The organism is Streptomyces avidinii, from assembly GCF_014650695.1.
Lineage (GTDB): Bacteria > Actinomycetota > Actinomycetes > Streptomycetales > Streptomycetaceae > Streptomyces > Streptomyces avidinii.
On record NZ_BMVL01000006.1, the window covers coordinates 486,666 to 511,539 of the forward strand.

At 70.8% G+C, this 24,874-nt stretch carries 23 protein-coding genes and 3 pseudogenes; 7 read left to right on the plus strand and 19 right to left on the minus strand.

What is annotated here, in order from left to right; all coding sequences use genetic code 11:
• Positions 1–69 precede the first annotated feature (69 nt).
• Complete coding sequence (locus tag IE257_RS18725; protein ID WP_229920486.1) at positions 70–534, minus strand: pyridoxamine 5'-phosphate oxidase family protein; 465 nt, start codon at positions 532–534, stop codon at positions 70–72.
• 230 nt (positions 535–764) lie between these two features.
• Between IE257_RS18725 and IE257_RS18730 the strand changes: the two genes are divergently transcribed.
• The 3 genes from IE257_RS18730 to IE257_RS18740 all read left to right on the plus strand — a co-directional run bounded on the left by IE257_RS18730 (position 765) and on the right by IE257_RS18740 (position 2,627).
• Positions 765–1,229, plus strand: a complete 465-nt coding sequence (locus IE257_RS18730) for a Crp/Fnr family transcriptional regulator (RefSeq protein ID WP_189969996.1) — start codon at positions 765–767, stop codon at positions 1,227–1,229.
• A 45-nt stretch (positions 1,230–1,274) separates the two neighbouring features.
• Positions 1,275–1,919, plus strand: coding sequence for a CBS domain-containing protein (locus tag IE257_RS18735; protein ID WP_189969998.1), 645 nt, complete (start codon positions 1,275–1,277; stop codon positions 1,917–1,919).
• A 114-nt stretch (positions 1,920–2,033) separates the two neighbouring features.
• A complete protein-coding gene (locus IE257_RS18740; RefSeq protein ID WP_281064003.1) occupies positions 2,034–2,627 on the plus strand; it encodes a response regulator transcription factor in 594 nt (197 codons plus the stop codon).
• Here the strand turns inward: IE257_RS18740 and IE257_RS18745 are convergent.
• The 16 genes and pseudogenes from IE257_RS18745 to IE257_RS18815 form a co-directional block, all read right to left on the minus strand.
• Positions 2,599–3,615, minus strand: a pseudogene (locus tag IE257_RS18745) (histidine kinase); the annotation flags it as partial. The gene IE257_RS18740 and the pseudogene IE257_RS18745 sit on opposite strands and share 29 nt — an antisense overlap.
• Positions 3,616–3,720: 105 nt before the next feature.
• A pseudogene (locus IE257_RS18750) lies at positions 3,721–3,933 on the minus strand (DUF1918 domain-containing protein); the annotation flags it as partial.
• Between the two features lie 5 nt (positions 3,934–3,938).
• On the minus strand, positions 3,939–6,521 hold the full coding sequence (locus tag IE257_RS18755; RefSeq protein ID WP_209468387.1) for a cation-translocating P-type ATPase: 2,583 nt from the start codon (positions 6,519–6,521) through the stop codon (positions 3,939–3,941).
• Between the two features lie 8 nt (positions 6,522–6,529).
• The gene (locus IE257_RS18760) at positions 6,530–7,387 is read right to left on the minus strand and encodes a universal stress protein (protein ID WP_189970001.1); all 858 of its coding nucleotides are present in this window, start codon (positions 7,385–7,387) and stop codon (positions 6,530–6,532) included.
• A complete protein-coding gene (locus tag IE257_RS18765) occupies positions 7,387–8,289 on the minus strand; it encodes a universal stress protein (RefSeq protein ID WP_189970003.1) in 903 nt (300 codons plus the stop codon). The genes IE257_RS18760 and IE257_RS18765 overlap by 1 nt, the downstream gene beginning before the upstream one ends.
• Positions 8,290–8,458: 169 nt before the next feature.
• Positions 8,459–8,758 carry a DUF1876 domain-containing protein gene (locus IE257_RS18770; RefSeq protein ID WP_189970005.1) on the minus strand — a complete coding sequence of 100 codons (300 nt, stop codon included), beginning with the start codon at positions 8,756–8,758 and terminating at the stop codon, positions 8,459–8,461.
• 22 nt (positions 8,759–8,780) lie between these two features.
• A complete protein-coding gene (locus IE257_RS18775) occupies positions 8,781–11,390 on the minus strand; it encodes a cation-translocating P-type ATPase (RefSeq protein WP_229920487.1) in 2,610 nt (869 codons plus the stop codon).
• Between the two features lie 64 nt (positions 11,391–11,454).
• Positions 11,455–12,048: an Rv1733c family protein gene (locus IE257_RS18780; RefSeq protein WP_189970009.1), complete on the minus strand. Its 594-nt coding sequence runs from the start codon at positions 12,046–12,048 to the stop codon at positions 11,455–11,457.
• 99 nt (positions 12,049–12,147) lie between these two features.
• A complete protein-coding gene (locus IE257_RS18785; RefSeq protein WP_033223157.1) occupies positions 12,148–12,651 on the minus strand; it encodes a flavodoxin domain-containing protein in 504 nt (167 codons plus the stop codon).
• The gene (locus tag IE257_RS18790) at positions 12,648–13,106 is read right to left on the minus strand and encodes an Hsp20/alpha crystallin family protein (protein ID WP_189970011.1); all 459 of its coding nucleotides are present in this window, start codon (positions 13,104–13,106) and stop codon (positions 12,648–12,650) included. Before IE257_RS18790 ends, IE257_RS18785 begins: the two co-directional genes overlap by 4 nt.
• 50 nt (positions 13,107–13,156) lie before the next feature.
• Positions 13,157–13,876 (minus strand): putative PEP-binding protein, encoded by a 720-nt coding sequence (locus IE257_RS18795; protein ID WP_229920508.1) that lies wholly within the window; start codon positions 13,874–13,876, stop codon positions 13,157–13,159.
• On the minus strand, positions 13,759–14,214 hold the full coding sequence (locus IE257_RS38465; RefSeq protein WP_308433289.1) for a PEP-utilizing enzyme: 456 nt from the start codon (positions 14,212–14,214) through the stop codon (positions 13,759–13,761). The genes IE257_RS18795 and IE257_RS38465 overlap by 118 nt, the downstream gene beginning before the upstream one ends.
• A gap of 239 nt (positions 14,215–14,453) precedes the next feature.
• Entirely contained in the window at positions 14,454–16,856 is a 2,403-nt protein-coding gene (locus IE257_RS18800; RefSeq protein WP_189970013.1) for a glycoside hydrolase family 65 protein, read from the minus strand.
• Entirely contained in the window at positions 16,853–17,611 is a 759-nt protein-coding gene (locus IE257_RS18805) for an HAD family hydrolase (protein WP_189970015.1), read from the minus strand. Before IE257_RS18805 ends, IE257_RS18800 begins: the two co-directional genes overlap by 4 nt.
• Complete coding sequence (locus tag IE257_RS18810) at positions 17,608–18,288, minus strand: helix-turn-helix domain-containing protein (RefSeq protein ID WP_189970017.1); 681 nt, start codon at positions 18,286–18,288, stop codon at positions 17,608–17,610. The genes IE257_RS18805 and IE257_RS18810 overlap by 4 nt, the downstream gene beginning before the upstream one ends.
• Positions 18,289–18,396: 108 nt before the next feature.
• Positions 18,397–18,753 (minus strand): annotated as a pseudogene (locus tag IE257_RS18815) (alcohol dehydrogenase catalytic domain-containing protein); the annotation flags it as partial.
• A gap of 175 nt (positions 18,754–18,928) precedes the next feature.
• Between IE257_RS18815 and IE257_RS18820 the strand changes: the two are divergent.
• The 3 genes from IE257_RS18820 to IE257_RS18830 all read left to right on the plus strand — a co-directional run bounded on the left by IE257_RS18820 (position 18,929) and on the right by IE257_RS18830 (position 21,584).
• Entirely contained in the window at positions 18,929–20,356 is a 1,428-nt protein-coding gene (locus IE257_RS18820; protein ID WP_229920488.1) for an MBL fold metallo-hydrolase RNA specificity domain-containing protein, read from the plus strand.
• A 103-nt stretch (positions 20,357–20,459) separates the two neighbouring features.
• Entirely contained in the window at positions 20,460–20,921 is a 462-nt protein-coding gene (locus IE257_RS18825) for a Crp/Fnr family transcriptional regulator (RefSeq protein ID WP_308278531.1), read from the plus strand.
• A gap of 9 nt (positions 20,922–20,930) precedes the next feature.
• The gene (locus IE257_RS18830; RefSeq protein ID WP_189970023.1) at positions 20,931–21,584 is read left to right on the plus strand and encodes a CBS domain-containing protein; all 654 of its coding nucleotides are present in this window, start codon (positions 20,931–20,933) and stop codon (positions 21,582–21,584) included.
• Between the two features lie 14 nt (positions 21,585–21,598).
• Here IE257_RS18830 and IE257_RS18835 read toward each other — a convergent pair whose 3' ends face one another.
• Both IE257_RS18835 and IE257_RS18840 read right to left on the minus strand, forming a co-directional pair.
• Positions 21,599–22,420 carry an ABC transporter permease subunit gene (locus IE257_RS18835; protein WP_189970025.1) on the minus strand — a complete coding sequence of 274 codons (822 nt, stop codon included), beginning with the start codon at positions 22,418–22,420 and terminating at the stop codon, positions 21,599–21,601.
• Positions 22,417–23,328, minus strand: a complete 912-nt coding sequence (locus IE257_RS18840) for an ABC transporter ATP-binding protein (protein ID WP_189970027.1) — start codon at positions 23,326–23,328, stop codon at positions 22,417–22,419. The genes IE257_RS18835 and IE257_RS18840 overlap by 4 nt, the downstream gene beginning before the upstream one ends.
• Positions 23,329–23,481: 153 nt before the next feature.
• Between IE257_RS18840 and IE257_RS18845 the strand changes: the two genes are divergently transcribed.
• Positions 23,482–24,858 (plus strand): MBL fold metallo-hydrolase, encoded by a 1,377-nt coding sequence (locus IE257_RS18845; protein ID WP_189970029.1) that lies wholly within the window; start codon positions 23,482–23,484, stop codon positions 24,856–24,858.
• Positions 24,859–24,874: the final 16 nt, after the last annotated feature.

Sequence of the window (24,874 nt, forward strand, 5' to 3'; positions counted from 1 at the left end):
TCCACCGCGTTTCGCCCAGGTTCGCGCACCTCCGTAGCCGCTGATCGCAGCCCACGCCGTCGCCAGGTGTCAGAGGCAGGGCCGGGACTCACGCCGGTGCTCACCCGGCGTCGAAATCGGCCGAGGTTCCGGCCCCAGGCGGAACCCTGTGACGAGTTCGGCCCGGATGCGCAGGACGCCGGCCACCGGCTGGTGCGACCACGGGTCGAGCAGCGCCTCGAGCCGTTGGGCCTCGTTGCGGTTCTCGACGAGCTCGGCGTAGCCGATCACCACGACACTCCAGCCGAGATGCGTGTCGGGGTGGATGGCGTCGGCTTCGTAGGCGAGGACGATGCCGGGTGTGCCGGGTGTCGCCACCAGCGACGCGCGTGAAGCACCTTCGTCGAGCCGGATGATCACGTCCTCCCCCTCGACCACGTGGTTCACCGGTCGGATGGCCGGCAGCGCCTGGTGGGTGAAGACGATGCGGCCCAGCGGCACGGTGCCCAGGAGCCGCAGCGCTTCAGAGCGGTCCAGTTGCTCCGTCGACCGCATCGGGTCCGTGACAGGGTCGTGGTCCGGCCTCCGGGCGGTTTCATGATCCATCACACGGCCCTCCGCTCCGACCGCGTCGTGTCGGCCTCGGCTTCACCCAGCGTCCTTGCCTCCTCGCGCGCCGTGCCAGGGCCGAACGGTCCCCAGTCCTGTGGAATCGGGGGCCGGTCGGCCCATGCCCAGCGCCTCTGGACCGCCCAGAATTGAATCGGAATCGACCGGAGGACGCCATGAGGACCACTCCCCCTACTAAGATCGCCGGTGCGTTGCCGGCTGAGCACCGTTCCCGGCTGATGGACATCGCACGGGAGGTCAACTTCCCCGAGAGCGCGCGCCTCTTCAACGAGGGCGGCCGGGCGGACAGGTTCTGGATCGTCCGAACCGGCATCGTCGCCCTGGACGTGCATGTGCCCGGCAGACAGCCGGCAGTGATCGAAAGGCTCGGACCGGGCGAACTCGTGGGGTGCTCGTGGATGCTGCAGCCCAGTGCCTGGAGACTGGGCGCGGTGGCCACGACGCCGGTGCGCACGTACGAATTCGACGCCGCCGCGGTGCGCACGATGATGGATGCCGACCCTGCCTTCGGCTCCGCGATGGGCCACTGGGTCGCGCAGGTGCTCGCGCACCGGCTGCACGCCGCCCGTATCCGGCTCCTCGACCTCTATGCCCCGCACGGCAGTGGCAGCTATCTCTGACGGCCGGTGTCCCACACCTGAACCCCCAGCAGTGAGGAGGGCGTCATGCCCGCGTCCCGGTACACCGTCAGCGACGTCATGACCCATACGGCCGTGGCCATCGGCCGCGAGGCTTCGTACAAGGAGATCGTCGAGCTGATGGACCAGTGGAAGGTCAGCGCCGTCCCCGTCCTGGAGGGCGAGGGCCGCGTCGTCGGAGTGGTCTCCGAGGCGGATCTCCTGCCCAAGGAGGAGTTCCGGCAGGACGACCCCCGGCTTCCCGATCAGATGGAAGAGGCTTCCAAGGCGGGGGGTGTGCTGGCCGAGGAGCTGATGTCGAGTCCGGCCGTGACCGTGCACCCCGACGCCACGCTCGCCGAAGCTGCCCAGATCATGGCCCGCAAGCACGTGAAGCGCCTCCCCGTGGTGAACGGCGTGGGGATGCTGGAGGGGGTCGTGAGCCGGAGCGACCTGCTCAAGGTCTTCCTGCGCACCGACGAGGAGATCGAGGAGGAGATCCGCGACGCGGTTCTCGCCGAGCTCGCTCCCCCGGTAGATCTACAGGCATCGGTGAAGGACGGCGTCGTCACCCTGCGGGGATCTCTCCGTAGTCGCGCCCTGGTGCCGCTGGTGGCCCGCGCCATCCGTGCCGTGGAAGGCGTGGTGGACGTCCGGATGGAGCCGGAAGGGCAGCCCGCCGGAGCTGCCTGAAACCCTTCACCGCCGCGCCGGCTCCGGGACGCACCACAAGGTGCGTCCGCCCGCTCCCCTGAGACAACGCGTACGACAAGACGTACGCACAGCCGATCGATCACAGGGGCGTACATGTCCGACGCACCAGCACCCTCTGTCTCGTCCGGGGCGCCCATCAGGGTCTTCCTCCTGGACGACCACGAGGTAGTACGCCGCGGCCTGTACGACCTGCTGGACGCGGAGCCCGACATCGACGTCATCGGCGAGGCATCGACCGCCGAGCAGGCATTGACCCGCGGGCCGGCGCTGCGCCCGGACCTCGCCGTGCTCGACGTCCGGCTGCCCGACGGCGACGGGATCACCGTGTGCCGCGAGTTGCGCTCGCGGATGCCGGATCTCGCCTGCTTGATGCTGACCTCGTTCGACGACGAAGACGCGCTGCTCGACGCGATCATGGCCGGAGCGGCCGGCTACGTCCTCAAGCAGATCAAGGGGTCGGACCTGGTTTCGGCCGTACGGACCGTGGCGACCGGACAGTCCATGCTGGACCCTGCGACGACCGCTCGGCTGATGCACTCGCTGAGGGACCCGGAGACCGTCAAGACTCCGGACGACGATCGCCTGGCCGCTCTCTCCGAGCGGGAGCGTTCCGTGCTCGAACTGATCGGCGAGGGCCTCACGAACGCGCAGATCGGCCTGCCTGTGCATGGCGGGCCACGTTCGTGAGTGCCTCCCCGATCACCGCGAACGCCTCGTCCGCGGTCTCCCGGGGTACGTCGGTGTCGATGAGGCCCTGGTGGCATCCAGGTCGTCGATGGCTCGGGCGAGCCGTTCCGAAGCCTCGGGATGCTCGACGAAGCGTTGGGCGCTCTGCAGGGTCATGCCTGTGGCAAAAAGGCGCTGGATGGCGAGATCATGCAGGTCGCGGGCGATGCGGTCATGGTCCGCCAGCATGCTCATCTGCTCGGTGTCCCGGCGCCGGTCGGCGAGCTCCAGGGCCAGGGCGGCCTGGCCGGCGAAGCCGGGCAGGGCTGCGATCTCGGCGCGGGCGAACGCCGGGCGGCCGCACCTGCGGGCCAGGATGAGGACGCCGCTCAGCTTCTCCTTGGTGCCGACCGTTACGGCGACGGCGGGGCCGAAGCCCTTCCAGCGTTCCGGCTGCACCGTGATCCGGACCTCGGTTCCGACGTCGGCAACAGTGATCAGCCCGTCCTCCTCGCCGAGGGCGGCTGCTGCCAGGGTTCCCGCGCTGCTGGGCAGCACGATGCCGCGATGCGCCTCGGCGCCGTCTCCCAGCGCCAGCGAGCCGCGCAGTTCCCCGCCCTGGCCCACGAGGTAGAAGACACCGATGTCGGCTCCCGTGATGTCGCGGGCCCGATGAGTTCGCCGAGGATGCCGTGGCCGGAGGGCAGGTCGCCGGTCTCGGCCCGGAGGCCGTCGCTGATGCCGACGGGGAGGAACTGGGGGGCTTCCGGACGTCGCCGATGACGCCCAGGGCTCCGTACTCCGCGTCCACCAGGACGACGGCGGCTTCGACGATGCCCCTCAGAACCTGCGGAAGGTCGAGCTCCCGGCCGACGGACATCACGGCTTCAAGGAGCCCGTTGAGCCGGTCCCTGGTGCCGCGCACTTCGTCGATGCGGACCTGGAGCTCTTCGAGCAATTCGCCCAGCCGGAGCCGCGGCAGCCCCGAACGCTGCTCGTCCCCGCCCATGCGTAACCTCCAAGCGGCGCCCGGGCGAAGTCCGGCCTGCCTCTTCACCGTATCCCCGCCCCCACGTTTCCGCGCAGGCTGAAGGCGTCAGCCGGAGTCGTCGGTGCCGAGATGCCGGACGTGTGCGCCCGGTCCGGGGAAGAAGAGGGTCGTCCTGCCGGTGTCCGACCAGCGGACGTCGTAGGGCGGGGTGCCGTCGTCGTGATGCAGACCGACGACTTCGCCGTCGCGACCCGCTTGGCCCACCGAGGGCCCGCCCACCACGATCTCGTCGCCCACGCGGGCGTGGGGACCGTGCTCGGACGTGTGCGCCTTCATGATCATCAGCTCCTTCGGAATGCGTGCCGTGCGAGTCGGGCTGCCGCGAAGCCGCTCACGAGGGCGGCTGATGCCAGGGCAAGGCCCGGCCATCCAAGAGGTGCGGTCTCCAGAACCGACTGCAGCGGCGCAAGGTAGAGCGCTGCCGCCCCGAGCAGGGCGGAGGCGAGGACGGACAGGGGCAGGAAGAGGTTCTCCCGGGTCAGCAAGCGGGTTCGCAGTCCCAGCACGACACCGAGCTGCGCAGCGAGCAAGGACAGGAAGAGGACGCTCTGCCAGGGCAGGTCCCAGGCCCGTGCGACCGTCCCGGCGGTGAGGCAGGCGGCTGTGACGACCGCGGCGAGCACCACGAGGCGCTGCCAGGCGCCCGCGCCGAGGATGTGCTGGCCGGGCGGCCTCGGGGGCCTGTGCATCGCCTCCGGGTCCACCGGTTCGGCGCCCATGGCCACCCCGGTCAGACCGTGGGTCAGGAGGTTGATCCACAGGATCTGGCCCGCCCGGAGCGGGAGCGGAAGGCCGAGGAGGGGGCCGATCAGCATGACGAGGATCTCGGCGGCGCCGCCGGCCAGACCGTAGACGAGGAAGCGGCGGATGTTGTCGTAGACCCGCCGGCCCTCCTCGACGGCCGCGACCACGGTCGACAGGTCGTCGTCGGTCAGCACGAGGTCGGCAGCCTGGCGGGCGACTTCGGTCCCCCGCTGTCCCATGGCCACCCCGATGTCGGCGCGGCGCAGGGCGGGGCCGTCGTTGACCCCGTCGCCGGTCATGGCAGTGACGGCCCCCTTGGCCCTCCAAGCGTCGACGATGTCGAGCTTCTGCTGTGGATCGGTCCGGGCGAAGACGCGTGCGGCGGTGAGGTCGGCCACCCGGCCTGCCGCCAGATCGGGGCCGTTGACCACGGTCTGGTCATCGGTGTCCGCGCCGGCCAGACCCACGCGGACGGCGATCGCGCGTGCCGTGGCCGGGTGGTCTCCAGTGATCAGGACCGGGGTGATGCCGGCCGCGTGGCAAGCGGCGAGAGTGGCCGCTGCCGCGGGCTTCGGCGGATCACTGATGGCGACCAGGCCCAAGAGCCTCAGCCCCGCCTCGGCCGTCTCCGCGTTATCCGGTTGCTCGGCGTGTTCGGCGGACGCCACGGCGAGCACCCGGTATCCGCGGGAGGCCAGGATCGCCGCCTGCTGCCGGGCGCCGGCCACCAGGTCGGTGCGGTCTGCGAGAACGGCTGCGTCCAGCACCACCTCCGGGGCACCTTTCAGGCACACCAGGGCGCCGCCGGACGGCAGGCGGTGGACTGTCGTCATGCGCTTGCGTCCACTGTCGAACGGGATCTCCCACGTCCTGGGGTGGGTGCGCCTGAGAAGCTCCGGCTCGTCGCACCCGGCCTTGACGGCGGCCGACAGGAGGGCGGCCTCCATGGGGTCGCCGACCGCGGTCCAGCGGCCCTCGTCCGGGGGCTCTCCCTGGGGCGGCCGCAGGGAGGCGTCGTTGCAGAGCGACGCGGCCGTCAGCAGCTCCTGTAGGGGGCCGAGCTCGGCCGCCGTCGGCTTCCTGCCCTCGACCAGGACGTCTCCCTGCGGCTCGTACCCCACCCCGAAGAAGTCGACCGCGGCCCGTGGCGTCCACACGTGCTGGACGACCATGCGGCCTTCGGTGAGGGTGCCTGTCTTGTCCGTGGCGAGGACCGTGACGGAGCCGAGGGTCTCCACGGCGGGGAGCCGGCGGATGAGAGCGTGCCGGGCCGCCATGCGCCGGGCTCCCAGTGCGAGGGCCAGGGTCACGACGGCCGGCAGGGATTCCGGGACCGCTGCGACGGCGAGGCTGATCGCAGTCACCGCCATGATTCCGAGCGGCAGGCCCTGTATGAGCCCGAGGCCGAAGACCACCAGGCAGAGGGCCAGGGTCACGATGGCCAGGATGCGCCCCAGCGAGGCGAGACGGTGTTGCAGGGGTGTTGGCTCCCGCTTGGTGTCGAGGAGGGCGGCGATCCGGCCGAGCGCGCTGTCGGGGCCGGTGGCCCTCACCGTCGCCACACCCCGGCCTCGCACGACCACGGTCCCCGCGCCCACCGTCGAATCGTCCTCCTTGTCCACGGGGACGGATTCCCCGGTGAGCATGGATTCGTCGATCATCAGGGCGGACGCCTCGGTGACATCGGCGTCGGCCGCCACGATGTCACCCTCGGCGAGGAGCAGGACATCGCCGGGCACCACGGCGGCTGCGGGGACCTCGCGCGGAGCACCGTCCCGCAGGACCCGCGCCTTTGGTGCCGACATCGCGGAGAGAGCGGCCACGGCGTGGTCGGCACGGGTCTCCTGTACGACGCCCACGCTCGTGTTGACGACGATCACCACGGCGATGACCACCGCGTCGGCGTGGTCGCCGATCGCGATCGTCAGTACCACCGCGCCCAGCAACACCATGATCAGCGGATCGCGCAGCTGGGCCAGCACCCTGACGTACCAGGGTGTCGCCGGGGCGGGCGGGATCTCGTTGCGGCCGTGCTCGGCCAGACGGCGTTCCGCCTCGACGTCGGTGAGGCCGTCGGGCGTGCGGACAGGTACCTCCGCGGTGGCCGGGGTCATCACCATGGCGGTTCCTATTCGGCCGGAACCGTGATCACCGGGCAGAACGCCCGGTGCAGCAGTCCGTGGACGACGGAACCCAGGCGCATGCCGGAGTAGCCTCCGCGTCCGCGGCGGCCCACCACCACGGCCAGGGCGTGTTCGGCGGCCTCCGCGAGCTCCTCGACCGGATGTCCGATCGGGATCTCGTGGGAGAGCAACACGTCGGGGTATTTCTGCGACCATCCGGCCGTGGCCTCGGACAGCATCCGCCGCTGGGCCTGCAGTGCGACCTCCTCGTCGTGGAGGAGGAAGACCGGCGGCTGCCACACCGCGATGGCGCGCAGCGCGGCGCCGCGCAGGTCGGCTTCCTCGAAGGCCAGCGCGAGCGCGGCCTTGGAGGACTCGCTGCCGTCGATGCCCACGACCAGGTAGGGCGGCTGCTGGGTGATGTGTTCGGGGTTTCCGACCACGACGACCGGGCAGTGCGCCTGGGCCGTGACCGGGACCACCGTGGAGCCGGCGCTGAAGTGCTCCGCGGTCCGGCTCAGGTGGCGGGATCCGAGTACGAGCATGCGGGCCTGCTTGGACAGGCGGCCTATGGCGGGGACGGGGAATCCTTCGATCAGGTCTGTGGCCACGGCGGACCCCGGGTGCCGTTCCCGCGCCCAGTCGGTACCGGCTGCCAGGGCTTCCGAGCCCGCCTGGTGCAGGGCCGTCGTGCGAGGGGTGCCGTTGACCTGCCGCTTCTGGTGCGGCGGAGGCACGGTCACGACGAGTCGGAGCCCCGTCCCACGGCGGTGGGCCTCGTCCGACGCCCAGGCAAGGGGCAGACGCCAGTCCCTCCCAGGGTCGATGCCGACGACGATCTCGCGGCGTTCGGCGGCGGCCATCACGATTCGTCTCCGTGCTTGTCCGTGTGGCGCGGGATGAGCAGCACGGGGCAGTGGGAGTGGTGCACGAGGCTGTGGGTGTGCCGCCCGAGGGTGGGTCCCAGGTATGCGGACGCCCGCCGTCCGCCCATGACCAGCAGGTTGGCGTGTCGGGAAGCCTCGACCAGGACACCGGCGACGGACACGCTCTTCTCGGCGTCCGCCCGCACGGTGAGGTCCGGGAACTCCTGGCGGATCTGCTCGGTCACCGCGGTCAGGTGCCGGACGTACTCGTCGGCGATCTCCGTGACGTCGTCCATCATGGTCACCACGCTGCCGACGGACTCGAGCACGTTCCACACGTGGAGCAGCCGCAGCTCGGCCTTGCGGAGCTCGGCCTCCCGCGCCGCGTGACGGACGCAGTCCAGGTCGTGCTCGTCACGGACCCCGGCGAGCACCGTCCCGCTCTCGGCACCGCCGTCGGTTCCTCTGACGATGATGACGGGCGTCTTCGCTCCTGCTGCGACCTTCAGGCCTACGGATCCGAGCATGAGCGAGTTGAATCCGCCCAGACCCCGGTTGCCGACCACGATGGTGCCGCGAAGTCCGGCAGCCCGGTGCAGGCTGGCCACGGGGTCGCCGCGGCTGAACTCTGTGGTGGCGACCAGACCAGGGTGCTGTTCCTTGACCGCGGTGGCAGTTTCGTCGAGCAGTTCGCGGCCGGCGCTGCGGACGCGCTCGATGGTCTCGGCGGATACGTAGAGGGCCCGGCCGTCCGTGTCGGCGCCGTACACGATGTGCAGCGGACGCCCGCGGCGTTCGGCCTCTGCCGCTGCCCAGAGCGCGGCCTGACGGGCGGGCTCGGAGCCGTCGACGCCGACAATGACGGAGCCGAGTTCCGAGCCGCTGACGGTGTTCCTCATGATTCCTCCTCGCCCGGGGCCGGTGGGGGTCTGTTCTCACGTTGACACCGCCGACCCCGTCAGCAAGAGGGCCTCTCAGGACCTTCATGGGGGCCAAAGGTCCCTGTCGAAGACGGCCCGCGGGATTCCTTGCGAACGCGCCGGCCCGGCCGGTGCCGACCCTTCGTATTCACACTTCGGTGTCCAGCCACCCTGAGTACGGTTTGAGGGACTCCTGGAGGGACGGGACGCCGGCGGCCTGCATGTCACCGTAGGCGGCTCGCTTCATCTGGAGGGCGAGATCCTCCATGGCGCGGGCGACCGCGAGTTCGTCGCCGATCTCCGGGACGTCGGTGTCCTGGGGTGCGCAGCGGGCGGTGCCGTGGCCCGTGAGCCTGTTCGTGCCCGTGTCGAGCTCCAGGCGGGCCTTGGTCGTGTGGTCCTCCTCGAAGAGGTAGAGACGGACCTTCCATTCTGCGGTGTGTGTCATGGCGTGCCTCCGGTCATGGGTGTCAGGGCGTCGTGTGCTGGTGGGTGCGCCGGACCCAGCGCCGCAGTTCGTCGGTGCCCCAGACGATGACGGGGAAGGTCGCGATGAGGGCGACGACGTCCAGCGGCAGGGCGGCGGTACCGAACAGGCCTTGCAGGGGCGGCGCGTAAACGAGGGCTGCCGTGAAGACGAGCTCGAAGGCGATGCCCGCAAGGAGCAGGGGGTTGGTGAACAGGCCGATGTCGCGCAGGGCCGCATGGTCGGTGCGGGCGGCGAAGGCGGTGCCGACCTGGCAGGTGACGATGCCTGCGAACGTGGCCGTGGTCGCGGTGACGTACGCGTGGTGCAGGGGGCTGCCCGTGCCGGTGGGGTCGCCCGGGTGCCAGCCCGCGCGCCACAGTACGTAGAAGAACGCGCCCATGACCAGGACCGCGGAGACGGTACCGAGGTAGCCCCAGCTGCGGATGAGCATGTCTCGGGAGATGACTCCTTGCGAGCTCGGGCGGGGCGGGCGGCTCATGGTGCCCGGCTCGGCTCGTTCGCGGCCGAGAGCGAGGGCGGGGAGGGTCTCGGTGCCGAGGTCGATGGCGAGGATCTGCAGGACGGTCAGCGGAAGTGGGACCGTGCCGGCCGACAGCGCGAAGACCAGGAAGGGCACGACCTCGGGAGTGAGGTGGGCGAAGATGTAGACGATGAACTTGCGGACGTTGTCGTAGACGCGGCGGCCCGATTCGATCGCGGTGACGATGGTGGCGAAGTTGTCGTCGGTCAGCACCATGGTCGACGCCTCCCGGGCCACGTCCGTGCCGGAGAGTCCCATCGCCACTCCGATGTGGGCCCGGTGCAGGGCGGGGGCGTCATTGACCCCGTCACCGGTCATGGCGACGATCTGCCCGTGGGCGCGCAGGGCGTCGGCCACCTTCAGCTTGGTCTCCGGTGAGGAGCGGGCGAAGACGACTTCGGCGTCCGACGGTGCGAGGAGTGCGTCGAGTTCGTGGTCGCCGACCGACTCGGACTGTGCCACCACCTGCAGACGAGGTAGGCCGATGCCGACTTCGCGGGCGACGGCCGCGGCGGTGGCGCCGTTGTCGCCGGTGACGATGTGCACGCGGAGTCCTGCTTCGTGGCAGCGCCGGACGGCGGCGGCGACTTCGGGACGCGGTGGGTCGTACAGGCCGACGAGCCCGAGCAGGCGGAGCCCGGTCTCCGCGTCCTGGCGGCGGGTCGGCACCTCCGCACCGGACGGGAGTGTTCGGACGGCGACCGCCAGGACGCGCATGCCTTCGTGGGCAAGTTCCTCCGCCGCGGCCGCCGCGGACCCCGCACTGCCTTCCAGGGTTTGCAACACCGTCTCCGGCGCTCCTTTGACGATGACGCGCAGCCCCTGCACGCCATCGGCGTGGACGACGGACATCAGACGCAGCCGGGGGTCGAATCGGAAGAGGGCTCGGTGCCCGGTGTCACGGCCGTCGAGGTCGACGGGCGCGGCGTGGGCAGCGGCACCTTCCACCAGAGCCATTTCCGTCGGGTCGCCGTGAAGTTCGCCTGCCTCGTCGCGGGTGACCGTCGTGCACAGCGCGCTGGTTCGCAGCAGTTCTCCGTCCCAGGGGCCGGGCTCCCTTCCGTGCTCCGGCGTCCACACGGCTTGGAGTCGCATGCGGTTCTGGGTGAGGGTTCCGGTCTTGTCGGTGCAGATGACGTTGGTGGAGCCGAGTGTTTCGACGGCGCTCAGGCGTTTGATCACCGCTCCTTGGCGGGCGAGGACGCGTACGCCGACGGCAAGTGCCAGGGTGATGGTCGGCAGCAGGCCCTCGGGGACGTTGGCGACGAGGAGACCGATCGCGAACATGAGGGTGTCCGTCAGCGGCAGGCCAACGGCGACTCCGGCCGCCAGGAACACGCCGCCCATGGCGACCGCTACGGCGGCGATGAGCCAGGCGACCTTCTTGACCTGCTGTTCCAGGGGGCTGGGGTCGCGCAGGGTGCGCTGACTCAGTGCGGCGATGCGGCCGAGTTCCGTGTGGTCTCCGGTGGCGAACACGATCGCCTGGGCCTGGCCCCCGGTGCAGACGGTGCCGCTGAACACGAGGTTGGGTTCCTGCAGTAGCGGTGCTCCGACAAGTCCGGGGCCGGCGATGCGTTCGGCGGGGGTGGACTCCCCCGTCAGCATCGACAGGTCGACCTCGATGCCACCCTCGGTCAGCCGTGCGTCGGCGGGAACCTTGGCGCCCTCTTCGAGAACGGCCAGATCGCCCGGCACCAGTTCTCTTGCCTCCACCGCCGAGGGCCGGCCGTCGCGGATCACCAGGGCGTGCTCGGGCAGGTACTTCGCGAGAGTCTCCACCGCCTGTTCGGCCTGCCGTTCCTGGAGGAGCGCGAACGCCGCGTTGACGAGGACCACGGCGATGATGGCCCACCCGAGCACGGGGATGCCTGCGACGAACGCCAGCGCGGCGGCCGCCCAGAGCAGCAGGGCCAAGGGGTGCACCAACTGCCGTACGAGTTCACGTCCCAGTGACGTACGCGCCTTGCGGCGGACCTCGTTCGGGCCGTAGACAGCAAGGCGGCGGGCCGCCTCGCGTGCGGAGAGTCCACTCGGCCCGGTGCCGAGTTCGCGCCTCAGGAGCGGCAACGGTTCCAGAGGGTCAGCGCTCGGGGGCAGCCCGCCCGCGGGGGACGGGGGCCGGGTGGCTGCCTCAGTCATCGCCGGGCCTCTGTTCGCGCCGAGGCCTGCCAGACCAGCGTGGCTCCACGGCCTCCCACTCGTGCTCCCACTGGGCCAGGCTGCGGGTCTCGACGAGGTGGAGGCGAAGACGGATCACTGCTCCCGAGGCAAGGGCGAGCAGTCCGAAAGCTCCGGCTCCCGCCGCTGCGGCCGTGAGCGCGCGTTGAGCTTCGGACGAAGGGGCCTGCGCTTCCGTGCCCGCGTCATCGACCCAGATCGTGACCGGTCGGCCTGCGGGTGTGCCGAGCGGGACGGAGATCGTGCCGGAGTGCTGGTGAGCGGCCGGGTACTCCCAGACGGCTGGTGCAACCACCCGCAAGTTGCCGCTGGAACGGCTGGAGACCGCGCGCTCCGCGGAGCCGACCGTCGTCGCCTCGATCCGGTGCCGGTGGCGGGCCGTCTCCCTGGCGGTCCGGCTTTCGGAGTCCCAGACGGCCGTCGTGACGACGACGCCGCAGAGCAAGGCGATCAGGAAGGACAGTACGACGATGACGCTCCAGCGGCGCCGGGTCCGGTCGACCGGCCGACGCAGCTCGTTCGGACGTCCGTCGAACAGCCGACGCACCCGGCCGGCTCTCGCCGGACGCGATCGAGTGGGCCCGTCTCCGGGCGTGCCGACCTCGGACATCGTGCACCTCCGTGCGCTCTGATCCTGCCCGGCCGCTCAGCGGGGAGCGGCGAGTTCGGCGCTGATGTGGTGGGCCCATGTCCGGATCCGCTCGGGATTGCGGAAGTCCCCGCCCTTGCCCGCACGGACCATGGCTCGGGCGATGAACCCGGGCGTATTGGAGGTAATGCTGCCGCCGAAAGTGACGTGCTCGCGTGCGCCGAGGCGCTCCATCTCCCGGGCCACCGCCGGGACCGGCGCTATGTCGTGCTGCTCGGCGGAACTGTCGACGGGGCCGCTGCTGAACAGGTAGACCGGACGATGCTTGAGGAGGTCCTCGTTGCGTTCGGCGCAGCGCTTGGCCTTGCCGCTCCAGTGCCCGGCGTACAGGGCGCCTCCGAGCACCACGGCGTCATAGCCGCGTACGTCGTCCACGTCGTCGGCGGGGACCACGACGGCGTCGAGGCCGTCCTCACGCAGGGTCCTGCCGATCTCGGAAGCGATTCCGGCGGTCGCACCGTGCTTGGTGCCGTAGGCGACCAGGACGCGCTTGGAAGTCATGACGACTCTCCCTTGCCATCTGCTGTGGTGCGCTTGACGGGGATGCTGCGCCTGGACTCCTCGGGCGCGGCCGGCATCGGCACGCACACGGTGAGAACACCGTCCTCATATGCTGCCTCGACTCCGTCGGAGGGGATCGGCCCGGGCAGGCGCACGGTCCTCTGGAAGGAGCCGTAGCGGAACTCCGAGTGATCCTTCTCCTCCTTGCTCTCGGTGTGTTCGGCACTGACGGTGAGGGTGTCCCCCTCGACCGTGATCCGGATGTCCTTGGCGGGGTCCATCCCGGGAAGTTCGGCACGCAACGTGTACTGCCCGTCCTTGTTGGTCACCGCGATCGCGATCGGGTGGGTGTCGAACGACGTCCGCCACAGCGGGAACCGGGGGAAGTCGGTGCCGAACCAGTCCCTCACGTCGGGGAACGGGCTGCGCCTGCGCTCTGGGTGCGTTCCTGGCATGGTGTGCTCCGCTCCGGCGCCTGGTCAGCGCCTTCCCGTGCTGCTTTCTTTCACTGTCGCGAGGGGGACGGCTGCTCCGCTTGGGGCCATCGGGTCCCGGATGGGGCCGTTCGGCCCTCCCCGTACCGGGCCAGTTCGGCGGCGGCCACGTGCTGCTTGACCGCGGCGAAGCTGTCCGGGGCGACGGAGATGGAGTCGATACCGGTCTTGACCAGGAACTCGGTGAAGGCGGGGTCGTCGCTCGGACGCTGGCCGCACAGGCCGACCGTGCGGCCGACGGACTGGGCGCGCGGGACGAGGGTCTCGATGCTGCGGGTGACGGCCGGGTCGGTCTCGTCGAAGACGTGCGCGAGGGCTTCGGAGTCGCGGTCGGCACCCAGGGTGAGCTGGGTGAGGTCGTTGCTGCCGATGGAGAAGCCGTCGAAGTGTTCGGCGAATTCCTCGGCCAGGATGACGTTGGCGGGGATCTCCGCCATGACGTACACCTTCAGCCCGTTCTCCCCTCGCCTGAGGCCTTCCTCGCCCATGACCTCCAAGACCCGGTCGGCCTCTTCGAGGGTGCGGCAGAAGGGGATCATGAGGGCCCGGCATTCGAGGGCGAATCCTTCCCGGTATCCGTCGCTGTAGTAGCGGCTCGCGCCCCGCCAGCCGATCATCGGGTTGGCCTCGACCGGCTCGAACGGACGGCCGCCGAGGAGGCGTGCGTACTCGTTGGTCTTGAAGTCACTGGTCCGTACGACGACGGGGGCGGGCCACCGGGAGGCGGCGATCCGGGCGATGCCGTACGCCAGGCGGTCCGTGAAGTAGCGGGTGCGGTCGAGGTGGCCCTCGGTGAGTTGATCGACGGCGCAGCGTCCTTGTCGCGTCCGCCTTCGGCGCAGGAGACGGTCACCGTCTGTCCGTCGGGCAGGGCCTGAGTCGCCCGGCCGGTGCCGACGACGGCGGGGACGCCGAGTTCGCGGCTGACGATCGCTGCGTGCGAGGTGCGGCCGCCGTGGTCGGTGACGATGGCGGAGGCACGCTTCATGATCGGTTCCCAGTGGTGGGGCTGGATACGGATGCGCTGCATCGTGGCCACCTCTTCGGGAAACGGAGCCTGGATCGGCATCCGGCTTCCACGATCACGCCTGGAGGTGGCTGTGGCGCAGTGCCGATTGGGACAGCAGCGAGGGGCCGAGCGGCCCGTATCCGAGAAGGGCCGATCCGCCCATGGCCGGCCGGGCGGGGGACCAAAGGGCTCATGCCCGGCAGGCGCGGGCCAGGGGCACGTCCGATGCGACCACCACCGACCTCCGCGGGGCGGCGATGGCCGTGCCGTACCTGCGAGGGGGTGTGCGTATCCACTGGTCAGCCGGCTTCCATGCGGAACCACCTCTGCCGACCCGCGGGCAGGTCCGCAGTCACGCCACCGGGCAGGCACAGGGGAAGGGGAGGCGCCGTTCGGGATGAGGGGACCGCGATACCCAGTCTTCCTGGGACGAACCGGATACGAATGCCGCGGTGACCCAGGCAGTCGACGGTGAAGGAGCAGCGCGGGACCTCCCGGAGCGGGACGGGTTCGATGCGCAATCCGTCCGGGCCGACCTCGAGCCCCACGATGCCCCGTTCGATGAGGTCGAGGGTGCCGGCCATGGCTCCGAGGTGGATGCCTTCGCCGGTGGTGCCGCCCTGGATGTCCATCACGTCGCCGAGCAGTGCTTCCTCGCAGTACCGCCAGGCGTCGGGTCCCTTGTGGCGGGCCAGGACCCAGCCGTGGACGAGGCTGCTGAGCGTCGAACCGTGGCTCGTGCGCTGCAAGTAGTACGTGACGGTCGCCCGCCAGAGGTCATCGTCGAGCCGGTGGCCGAGCCGGGCGAAGATGTCGTGCAGCTCGTCGGGGCGGAAGAGGTAGCCGAGCATGAGGGCGTCGGCCTGCTTCGACGCCTGGTAGCGGTTCACCGTGTCGTCCTCGGACTCCAGGATCCGGTCGAGGCGGCGGATGTCCGTGTATCGAGCGCGATAGGCGTCCCAATCCAGCTCGGCCAGATCGCCGTAGCCCTCGAACTGGCTGATGACATTGCCGTGCAAGGGGACGTGGAGACGGTGTGACACGTCCTCCCAGCGGTTCAACACCTCTGTGTCGACGTCCAGTTGCTGCTCAAGTTGACGCATGCGCGTCCTCGGCAGCTCTGCGGCCAGCTCGAGTGCGCGGGCCAGCACCCATGCGGCGGTCACGTTCGTGTAGGCGTTGTCGTCGATCCCCGGAGTTGCGGCCCCCGGGTAGGCGTCGTGGTATTCGTCCGGGCCCACGACCCCGCGGATCCGGTAGCGCTCCCGGTCTGTGTCGTAGTCGGCGACCGCTCCCCAGTAGCGGGCGATGCTCATGAGCAGTTCGGCGCCGGGGCCGTACAGGAAACCGGTGTCCCCGGTGGTCTGCGCATAGCGCCAGACGTTCCAGGCGATCGCGGAGCCCACATGGCGCTGGAGGTGGGAGTGGTCCGGCAGCCAGCGGCCGGAGCGCGGATTGAGGTGCAGCGTCTGCGTTTCCTCGTGCCCCGAACTGGCGCTCTGCCAGGGGAACATCGCGCCCGGTCGCCCGGCACGCCGCGCTGCGGCACGGGCCGCGGGCAGACGCCGGTGGCGGTACATGAGCACGGCGCGTGCCACCTCGGGGAGGTGCAGGGTGAGGTAGGGGGTGACGAACAGCTCGTCCCAGAAGACGTGACCCCGGTATGCCTCTCCGTGCAGGCCTCTGGCGGGTACGCCAACGTCGAGCTCCGCCGTGTGCGGGGAGAGGGTCTGCAGGACGTGGAAGGCGTGGAGGCGGAGGATCCGGCCGGCCTCACCGGGCACCTTTACCTCGCCTCGGCTCCACAGGTCTTCCCAGGCGGCCTGGTGGCCGGCGAGCGCGGTCGCGAAGTCCGGTGCGTGCGTGACGTGTTCGACCGCAGACGTGAGCGGATCGCCCGCGGGTCGATCCAGCGAGCTGTAAAGGGCGGCTGCCTTGAGGACGACGACGGGATGTCCGCGGGAGATCGGCAACCGGAACGTCTGCGCGGTCGCCTCCTCCGTGCAGCTCAGGGTCACGGCGGCCAGAGGGCGGGAGGATGTGCGTACCGCGATGCCGATCCGGGTGCGGAGCGATGTGGTCTCGCAGGAGAGCCAGGCGATGCCGTCCGCGCCGACGCCGGCGCGGTGGCCGGTGAGGTGGCGCCCATTGAGGGCCCGGTACCGCGCGACGCCGGCATTGGTGACGTCACCGTCGAGTACGGACTGGATCTCGATGGTTCCACGCCATCCGGACGCGCGGAAGGTGCTCTGCTGGGCGGCGAGGTAGGGGTCGGCCATGTGAACGAGTCGGGTGTGGGTGACGCCGAGCCGACGGCCGTGGCCGTCCTGGAACAGCATGCGGCGGCTGAGGGTCCCCGCGTGCAGGTCCAGGACGGCGCGGTGGTGGCGCAGGCTCGGGTCGTCGGGAGTGAGCCACTCCCCCGCCGGCCCGTCCTCAGGCAGGCATCGGTAGCGCACCCTGGTCCAGTCGGGGAGGTTGACCATGTCCTCGTTGCCGACCTGCTTGCCGGCGACCTGCGAGGGCAGCCAGTTGTAGCAGCCAGCCATGTAGGTGCCGGGATAGTGCACGGCGTCGGCGGGCGATTCGGGGGCGGCTCCGCGCGTGGCGAACCGGCCGTTCCCCAGCGTGCACAGGGCCTCGACGACCCGCTCCGTCTTCGGGTCGTAGCGGTCGAAAGTCCAGGTCCACGCGGTGTTCACGACCGCGCTCCGGCAACGGTGTCGACGACGGCGGTGAGGTCAGGGAGGACGACATCCGCGCCGCGATCCCGCAGGTTCGCTGCGGCGGACGTGCCGCCGGACCGGTCGAGGCCGATCACCAGGCCGAAGTGGCCGCGTCGGCCTGCCTCCACCCCGGCCAGAGCGTCTTCGACCATCGCCGCGTCGGCCGGGTCCACGTGCAGCCGGCGTACCGCTTCCAGGAACAGGGCGGGGTCCGGCTTGCCCGCCAGGGTCAGCCGCTCGGCATCCGCGCCGTCCACGAGCACGTCGACGAGGGGGGTGATCGCGGCGGACTCCAGCAACGGGCGGGCATGTCTGGATGCGGAGACCGCGGCGCACCGCATCCCCTGGGCACGCAGCGCTTCGAGTGCGGGCCGGACTTCCGAGAACGCCTCGACGGCTCCGGCCTGGAGCGCTTCCGTGAACGCGCGCTCCTTCCGGGCGGCGACCGCCCACGCCGTACCGCACCCCGGCGGATCCGCTGCGTCGCCCAGCGGGAGCTCGATGCCGCGCGCGGTCAGGAAGGCGAGAGCGCCGTCGAGACGGGGTTTCCCGTCCACCAGTTCCCGGTACTCCCGCTCGGCGTCGAAGGGCGGCTGAGCTGCGTGGCCGGGGACGGCCGCCCAGGCGTCGAGGCAGCCGTCGAAAGCCGACTTCCACGCTGCGGCGTGCAGCACGGCGGAGTCGAGAAGGACCCCGTCGGTGTCAAGGACGACGGCGCGCAGCGGGCTCACTGCCGGATCACCCGGCGCCCGGTGATCCGGATCGCAGTGAGCTTCATCCAGTGGGTCCGCGGACCACCGGCCCAGGGCAGGGAGTACGCGACGGCATCGAGCCGGCCGAGTTCCTCCGCATCGGTGACGCCTTCTGCCTGGCCCACGGCCATGACGCTCCAGCCCAGGCGCGTGACGTCGTCGATGCGGTCGACCTCGAAGGCCGCTTCCGTCCCGGCGGCCCGCGCGAGCACCGCGTCACCCGATGTCCTGAAGGCGATGTCGCGGCCCGCCACTACGTAATTGACCGGGAAGATGGCCGGACCGTCCGGAGTGAAGACGGCGATCCTGCCGACGCCGTGCGTGGAAAGCAGCCCCCGGCACTCGCCGTCGGACAACTCGACCAGCTCGGCGTCCCGCACGGCCGTTCCTCTGCCGGGTGGGTATTCCGTCGTCGCGCCGGAGAGTTCCGCGGCGGTCGTCCCCAGCGCGTCGGCGAGACGCAGGAGGGAGCCGATCTCCGGCGCTGCCGCGTGTTCCTCGAGGTAGGTGATGTACCCGCCGTCAGCCCCGCAACGCTCGCCCAATTGATCCCGGGTGAGGCCGAGCTCCTCACGGCGCGTGGCGATCCGCCGTCCGAGGTCCGTGCGTCCGGCCGGCGCCTCCGCGGCGCCCGGCCTGTGCTGGGTTCTGCTCATCGTCTTCACGTCCTCTCGGTGTCACGGCCGGGTGGCCGGGACGGTGACGGCGTCGTGCCGGGCCCCACCGAGCGCGACCTTGGGGGCGCCGGTGTCGCCCGCACGGGCTGTGCCGGCGATCGTGTGGCCCAGCACCCAGCCGCCGCTCCCGCAGCACTGGCCGTAGTGGCTCTCGCGGCAGAAGCGGCAGCGGCCGCAGGCCGAGATGCAGGAAACGAGCACGCGGTCCCCGGGCCGCACCGTAGGGACGTCGCCACCTGTCTCGACGACGGTGCCGACCGCCTCATGGCCGAGGATCCTGCCCGGGGTCCCGTCGGGCTCGTCGCCCTTGACGACGTGCAGGTCGGTACCGCAGATGGTGACGGCGTCGACACGAACGATCGCGTCGGCGGCGTCCTTGATGCCCGGGACCGGTAGGCCCTGCCATGCGGTCTGTCCGGAGCCGTGGAAGGCGAGTGCCTCCATGACGTCCCTTTCTTCCATTTCCCACCGCTTGAGGTGTCACCGCCAGGCTGGACCGGACTCGACCGGCCGCGCATGGGCCGATCGGTCCCCTGCCGGGGCCTGTCGGCCCCCTGCCGGCCCCCGCACCCGGTGCGATGGTGAGAACCGGATCCCCTTACCGAAGGGAGGGCCGGTCGTGTCGGAGACAGCCCAGCGCCCCGCCACCGCGTCGCCCAGACCCGCACTCCTGCGGTTGCTCGGTGCGGTACGCACGGTCACCGGCAGCAAGTTCCTCGTTGAGAGCGACCACGCCCGCATCCTGGTCGACTGCGGGCTCTTCCAGGGTTTCGCGGACCTGCGCCGTCGCAACTGGGAGAAGCCCGGCTTCGATGCCTCCGACCTCCACGCCGTGGTCGTCACCCATGCTCACCTGGACCACTGCGGCTATCTGCCGCGCCTGGTCCGGCACGGCTTCCGTGGTCCGATTCTGAGCACCGCCCCTACCGCCCGGCTCGCCGAAATCGTGCTCCGTGACAGCGCCCGCCTCCAGATGGAGGCAGCCGAGCACGCCAACAGCCACGGCTGGTCCAAGCACCGCCCCGCCAAGCCGCTCTACGACGACACGGACGTCGAGAACACGCTGAAGTTCTTCGACCCGGTCGAGATCGGCAGCGAAATCGAGATCATGGCCGGAACGAAGCTGAGGCTGCACCACGGGGGGCACATCCTCGGCTCCGCCTGGGCCCACCTCACGCTGGAGGACGGCCACACCCTGGCCGTCAGCGGCGACCTGGGCCGTCCCGGGCACCCCCTGCTGCTGCCCCCGGAGCCGTTCTCCGGCGCCGACGTCCTGCTGATGGAGTCCACCTACGGCGACCGCCGCCACGACCACGAGACGGCGCGGCGCGAGTTCGCTGCCGTGGTCACCAGAACGCTGTCGCGTGGCGGAACCGTGGTCATCCCGTCGTTCGCGATCGACCGGACCGAGGTCGTCCTGCACGAGCTGGCCGAGCTGCGCCGCGACGGCACCTTGTCCCGGAGCGTACCCGTCTACGTCGACAGTCCCATGGCCTTGGCCGCCCTGGACGTCTACCGGGACGCCCTGCGCTCCCACTCTCCCGAGCTGCGGCCCGAGATCCTGGCCCAGGGCGAGGCGGCGTTCAGCCCGGAGCCGTTCCTGGCCGCCCGTACCGTCCAGGAGTCGATCGACATCAACAGCACCACCGGGCCGGCAGTCATCGTCTCCTCCGCCGGCATGGCCACCGGTGGTCGGGTCCTGCACCACCTCCACCGGCTCCTGCCCGACCCCCGCAACGCCGTCGTCATCGTCGGCTTCGCCGCCGCCGGAACGCGGGCGCGTGACCTCGTCGACGGCGCCCGCACCCTGAAGATGTTCGGCGAGTACATCCCCGTACGTGCCGAGGTGGCCGACGTACCCCACTTCTCCGCCCACGCCGACGCCGACCAGATCATCGACTGGCTGCGCGCCGCCCCCGCCCCGCACACCACCTACCTGGTCCACGGCGAGGAGGCCGCGGCCGAGACTCTCCGGGACCGCATCGACCGCGAGCTGGGCTGGACGGCAGTCGTACCCAAGCCCGGGGAGGCCGTCCTGGTCCGCTGACCCGGGCCGTATGGGCCCTGCGGTATGCACCACGAGGCCCTCCCGCACCCCGAGGACCGGCGCGAGCCTGAAGGGGAAGGACTGGAGGCACACCATGACCAGCATGAACACTCTCCTGGACGAGATGGGACCCGAAGCGCGCGAGGCCCTGCTCGCCCACGCCCACCGCGTGGACATCCCCGCCGGAACCCGCATCTTCAAGGAACGACAACGGGCCGACCGCTTCTGGATCATCGATAACGGCACCGTCGACCTCGACCTGCACGTCCCCGGGCACAAGGCCGCCGTCATCGACACCCTCGGTTCGGGAGAGCTCCTCGGCTGGTCCTGGATGGTCCCGCCCTACGCCTGGCACCTGGGCGCCGTCACCACCCACCCTGTCCGCGCACTCGAATTCGACGCGGTGGCCGTACGGAAGCTCTGCGAAGAGAACCCGCCCGTGGGCCGTTGCATATCCACCGCTGTTGCCGCAGTCATCGCCCGTCGGCTCGACTCGGCCCGCACCCGGATCCTCGACCTGTTCGCACCCCACCACAGCGACATGCCCCTCGCCTACGCCCGCTGAGGACCAGCCATGACCTCTACCCCGTACACCGTCAACGACGTCATGACGAAGACCGTCGTCACCGTCACGCCCGCCGCCGAATTCAAGGAGATCGCCACCGCGATGGAGCGCTGGAAGGTCACCGCGGTCCCCGTCATCGAAGGCGAAGGCCGTGTCGTCGGCGTGGTCTCCGAGGCCGACCTCCTCACCAAGGAGGAGTTCCACGAACACGGACCGAGCCTGATCGAGCAGATGCGCCGCCTCGGCGACACCGCGAAGGCCGGATCGGTCCGCGCCGAGGAGCTGATGACGAGCCCGGCCGTCACCATCCGCCCCGACGCCACGCTCCCCCAGGCCGCCCGGCTGATGGCCGACCGCCGCATCAAGCGTCTCCCGGTCGTGGATGCCGACGGCACTCTCCTCGGCGTCGTCAGCCGCGCCGACCTCCTGAAGGTCTTCCTCCGCACCGACGACGACCTGGCCGCCGAAGTCCGCCGCGAGGTCGTCGAGCGCCTGTTCCCGCTCTCTCGCCGTGACATCACGGTTGAGGTGACGCACGGCGTCGTCACCCTGAGGGGAAGGACCCGCGACCCCCACCTCATCCCCGTGGCCACTCGCCTCGCCCGGGCTGTCGAAGGCGTGGTCGGTGTGCACTCCCGCCTCGAAGGCCCTGCATCCCCCTGACTGCTGTCCCTGCGCTACGGGGCCAGGTCCCGCCTCATCAGCAACGCGTGGCCCAGGATGAGCCCCACTGCTCCGACCCCGACCAGAACGCCCAACTGCGGCCACAGCACGTGGCCCTGCGCCAGTGCGTCACCCGGTGTGTAGTAGTGGAAGGGACTGATGAACCGCAGGGGTGCCGCCTTGGACCAGGCGAGCGCGATGAAGTTCAGCGCGAAGCCGACCGCCCCGATCGCGATCGTCGCACCGATCACCTGGGCGCGCCGGCTCCCCCATGCGGACACGGCCAGGGCCGGTCCGGCCAGGCACAGCGCGAAGCCGCACCCCATCAACCCGGCGGCGAAGACACCGCTGAGCGGCACGTCCCGGTGGATGTCCGGCGACAGCCAGACGCCTGCCGCCACGGTTAGCGTCGCCGCGGCATTGAGGGCGAGAGCGGCAATCACCACGGCGGCCGTCCGCTCCGCGAGCAGCCGATTGCGGCTCACGGGGCGCACCATGATCAGCTCGATCGTCCCGGATTCCACGTCGGCCGCCACCGCCGCCGCGGCCAGGGCGCCGATCGCGGTCAGCTGCATGGCGATCCAGAACGGATGCACGAGCCCGGCCCCGAGCAGCCCCGGATAGCTCGCGATCGACACGTCCCCGCCCGACCCGCTGAACGCGCGGTACGCCGACGGCGGGCCCTTCCCGCCCGCCGAGAACAGCTGCCCCGGCGCGATCGTGTTCGCCACCACCACGATCAGCGCCTCGAAGGCGACCATCCCCACCACCAGGGCCATCAGCATCCGCCGGCGCCGATGCAGTGCCAGCCACAGCAGGGGCCACCGCGTCTTCACGGCGCCGCCCCCTCCGCCTTGCCGTTGCGGTACAGGTCCAGGAACGCCTCGTCCAGCCCCGCCTCCTCCACGATGACGTCGGCCACCCCCAGGGTCAGCAGCTCGCGCAGTGCCCCCACCACCTCGCTCGGGGGTACGAGCAGCTCCACCCGGTCGCCTTCCCAGCGGGGCGCCCACTGCTCCGCGCGCCCCAGAGGGCGTGCCCCCTTCCCGTCACCGAAGGTCAGGCGGATCCTTCGCGCACGCGCCTCCCGCAGGGCGGCCACGCTCTCCACCGTCACCAGGCGCCCGTCCCGGACGATCGCCACGCGTCCACAGGCCCGCTGCACCTCCGGGAGGACATGGCTGGACAACAGCACGGTGCGGCCGTCGGCCGCCGCCTGCTCCATCAGCTCGAAGAACGTCTCCTGCACCAGGGGATCCAGCCCCTCGGTCGGCTCGTCCAGTACCACCAGCCGGGGATCGTGCTGCAGCGCCTGCACCAGGCCCAGCTTCTGCTTCATGCCGCGCGAGTACCCGCCCACCGTGCGGCGCAGGACCGCTGCCGTCAGCCCCAGCCACTCGCACAGCTCAGCCCGCCGTGTGCAGGGTCGGCCCTGGAGGGAACACAGGAGGTCGAGGGTCTGCGCCCCGGTGAGCTCCGGGTACAGCCGCAGCTCACCCGGGAGATAGCCGAGTTCCCGAGCCACCCGGCGGTGATCGGCGAGCGGGTCCATCCCCAGCACCCGCACATGCCCGGCCGTCGGGCGCAGCAAGCCGGTCAGGCACCTGAGGGTGGTGGTCTTGCCCGCCCCGTTCGGCCCGAGGAATCCGAACACCTCGCCCGGACCGATGCCGAGTGTGAGTTCCTCCACCCCGACCACGGCCCCGTACCGCTTGGTCAGTCCTCTGAGCTCGATCGCGTCCATGGCGCCCACCCCACCAGTCTGTGCCCTGGCCAGGACCGACGCGCAGTGAGCCGAGAACGGGTCCCGCAGCGCCACGGAAGATACCCCCGGGGGTACTAGTGCTACGCTCGGGATATACCCCCGGGGGTAATTCTCGCGAGAAGGAGCGACAGCGTGTTCTTCATCGACACCCTTGAACTGGAAGGGCTCGGCAACCGCAGCTACCTGGCGGGTGGCGCCCACACGGCCGTGGCAGTGGATCCGCCGCGCGACGTCGACCAGGTGCTCGCCATGGCGGCACGGCGCGGGGTGCGGATCTCCCACGTCGTGGAGACGCACGTCCACAACGACTACGTCACCGGCGGCCTGGACCTGGCCCGCCTCACCGGCGCGGCCTACCTTGTGCCCGCCGCGGCCCGGGTGTCCTTCGACCGCACCCCCGTCCATGACGGAGACACCTTCGCCGTGGACGACGGCATCACGCTGCGGGCCCTGGTCACCCCCGGCCACACCCCGCACCACACCTCCTACGTTCTGGAGGAGCGGGGTTCGTCCGTCGCCGTGTTCACCGGAGGCTCCCTCCTGATCGGGACGGTCGGACGGCCCGACCTGGTCGAGCCGCGACTGACCGAGGAGCTCGCCCGCGCCCAGCACGCCTCCGCACGCCGGCTGGCCGCTGAACTGCCTGACGGAACCAAGGTGCTGCCCACCCACGGGTTCGGAAGCTTCTGCTCCTCGGCCCAGGCCGACGGGGACGCCACCACCATCGGCAAGGAAAAGGCCGGCAACGACGCCCTGGTCCAGGAAGTCGACTCCTTCGTCTCCGCCCTGCTGGCCGGACTCGACGACGTGCCTGCCTACTACGCCCACATGGGCCCGGCCAACGCCGCGGGTCCGGCTCCGGTCGACCTCACCGCACCTCCCGTGGCGGACGCCGCCGACATCGCCGCCCGCCTGGCCGCCGGGGAGTGGGTGGTCGACCTGCGCAACCGCATCGCCTTCGCCCGGGGACACGTAGCCGGATCGTTCAACTTCGAGGCCGACGGGAAGATCGCGACCTACCTCGCATGGTTGATCCCCTGGGGCAAGCCCGTCACGCTCCTCGCGGAATCCCCCGAGCAGCTGGCGAAGGCTCAGCGGGAACTGGCCCGGGTCGGTATCGACCGGCCTGCCGCCGCAGCCACCGGAGAGCCTGTCGATTGGATCTCCGCGCACGAACAGCTGCGGGGCTTCCCACGGGCCACGTTCGCCGACCTCGCCGCCCTGGACCCCTACGAGCACCGGATCGTGCTGGACGTACGGCGGGACTCCGAACGCGCGGACGGCTGGATCAAGGACTCGGTGCACATCCCGATCCACCAGCTCCACCGACGCCAGCACGAGGTACCGGCCGGAGTGGTGTGGGTCCACTGCGCGGGCGGCATGCGCGCGGGTATCGCCGCCTCCCTGCTCGACGCCGCCGGACGCGACGTCGTGGCCGTCGACGATTCCTTCGACGCCGCCCGAAGCGCGGGCCTACCGATGGTCACCGGGCCCCGTCCCGGCAGCTGACTGCTCACCCTCCCCG

Bases quoted from the DNA above. Each gene is read 5' to 3' on its own strand.
- IE257_RS18725 (WP_229920486.1), bottom strand. From the start codon at position 534: ATGCGGTCGACGGAGCAACTGGACCGCTCTGAAGCGCTGCGGCTCCTG.
- IE257_RS18770 (WP_189970005.1), bottom strand. From the start codon at position 8,758: ATGACACACACCGCAGAATGGAAGGTCCGTCTCTACCTCTTCGAGGAG.
- IE257_RS18840 (WP_189970027.1), bottom strand. From the start codon at position 23,328: ATGGACGCGATCGAGCTCAGAGGACTGACCAAGCGGTACGGGGCCGTG.
- IE257_RS18755 (WP_209468387.1), bottom strand. From the start codon at position 6,521: ATGGTGATGACCCCGGCCACCGCGGAGGTACCTGTCCGCACGCCCGAC.
- IE257_RS18760 (WP_189970001.1), bottom strand. From the start codon at position 7,387: ATGGCCGCCGCCGAACGCCGCGAGATCGTCGTCGGCATCGACCCTGGG.
- IE257_RS18810 (WP_189970017.1), bottom strand. From the start codon at position 18,288: ATGAGCAGAACCCAGCACAGGCCGGGCGCCGCGGAGGCGCCGGCCGGA.
- IE257_RS18785 (WP_033223157.1), bottom strand. From the start codon at position 12,651: ATGACTTCCAAGCGCGTCCTGGTCGCCTACGGCACCAAGCACGGTGCG.
- IE257_RS38465 (WP_308433289.1), bottom strand. From the start codon at position 14,214: ATGCCGATCCAGGCTCCGTTTCCCGAAGAGGTGGCCACGATGCAGCGC.
- IE257_RS18765 (WP_189970003.1), bottom strand. From the start codon at position 8,289: ATGAGGAACACCGTCAGCGGCTCGGAACTCGGCTCCGTCATTGTCGGC.
- IE257_RS18730 (WP_189969996.1), top strand. From the start codon at position 765: ATGAGGACCACTCCCCCTACTAAGATCGCCGGTGCGTTGCCGGCTGAG.
- IE257_RS18790 (WP_189970011.1), bottom strand. From the start codon at position 13,106: ATGCCAGGAACGCACCCAGAGCGCAGGCGCAGCCCGTTCCCCGACGTG.
- IE257_RS18735 (WP_189969998.1), top strand. From the start codon at position 1,275: ATGCCCGCGTCCCGGTACACCGTCAGCGACGTCATGACCCATACGGCC.
- IE257_RS18830 (WP_189970023.1), top strand. From the start codon at position 20,931: ATGACCTCTACCCCGTACACCGTCAACGACGTCATGACGAAGACCGTC.
- IE257_RS18740 (WP_281064003.1), top strand. From the start codon at position 2,034: ATGTCCGACGCACCAGCACCCTCTGTCTCGTCCGGGGCGCCCATCAGG.
- IE257_RS18825 (WP_308278531.1), top strand. From the start codon at position 20,460: ATGAACACTCTCCTGGACGAGATGGGACCCGAAGCGCGCGAGGCCCTG.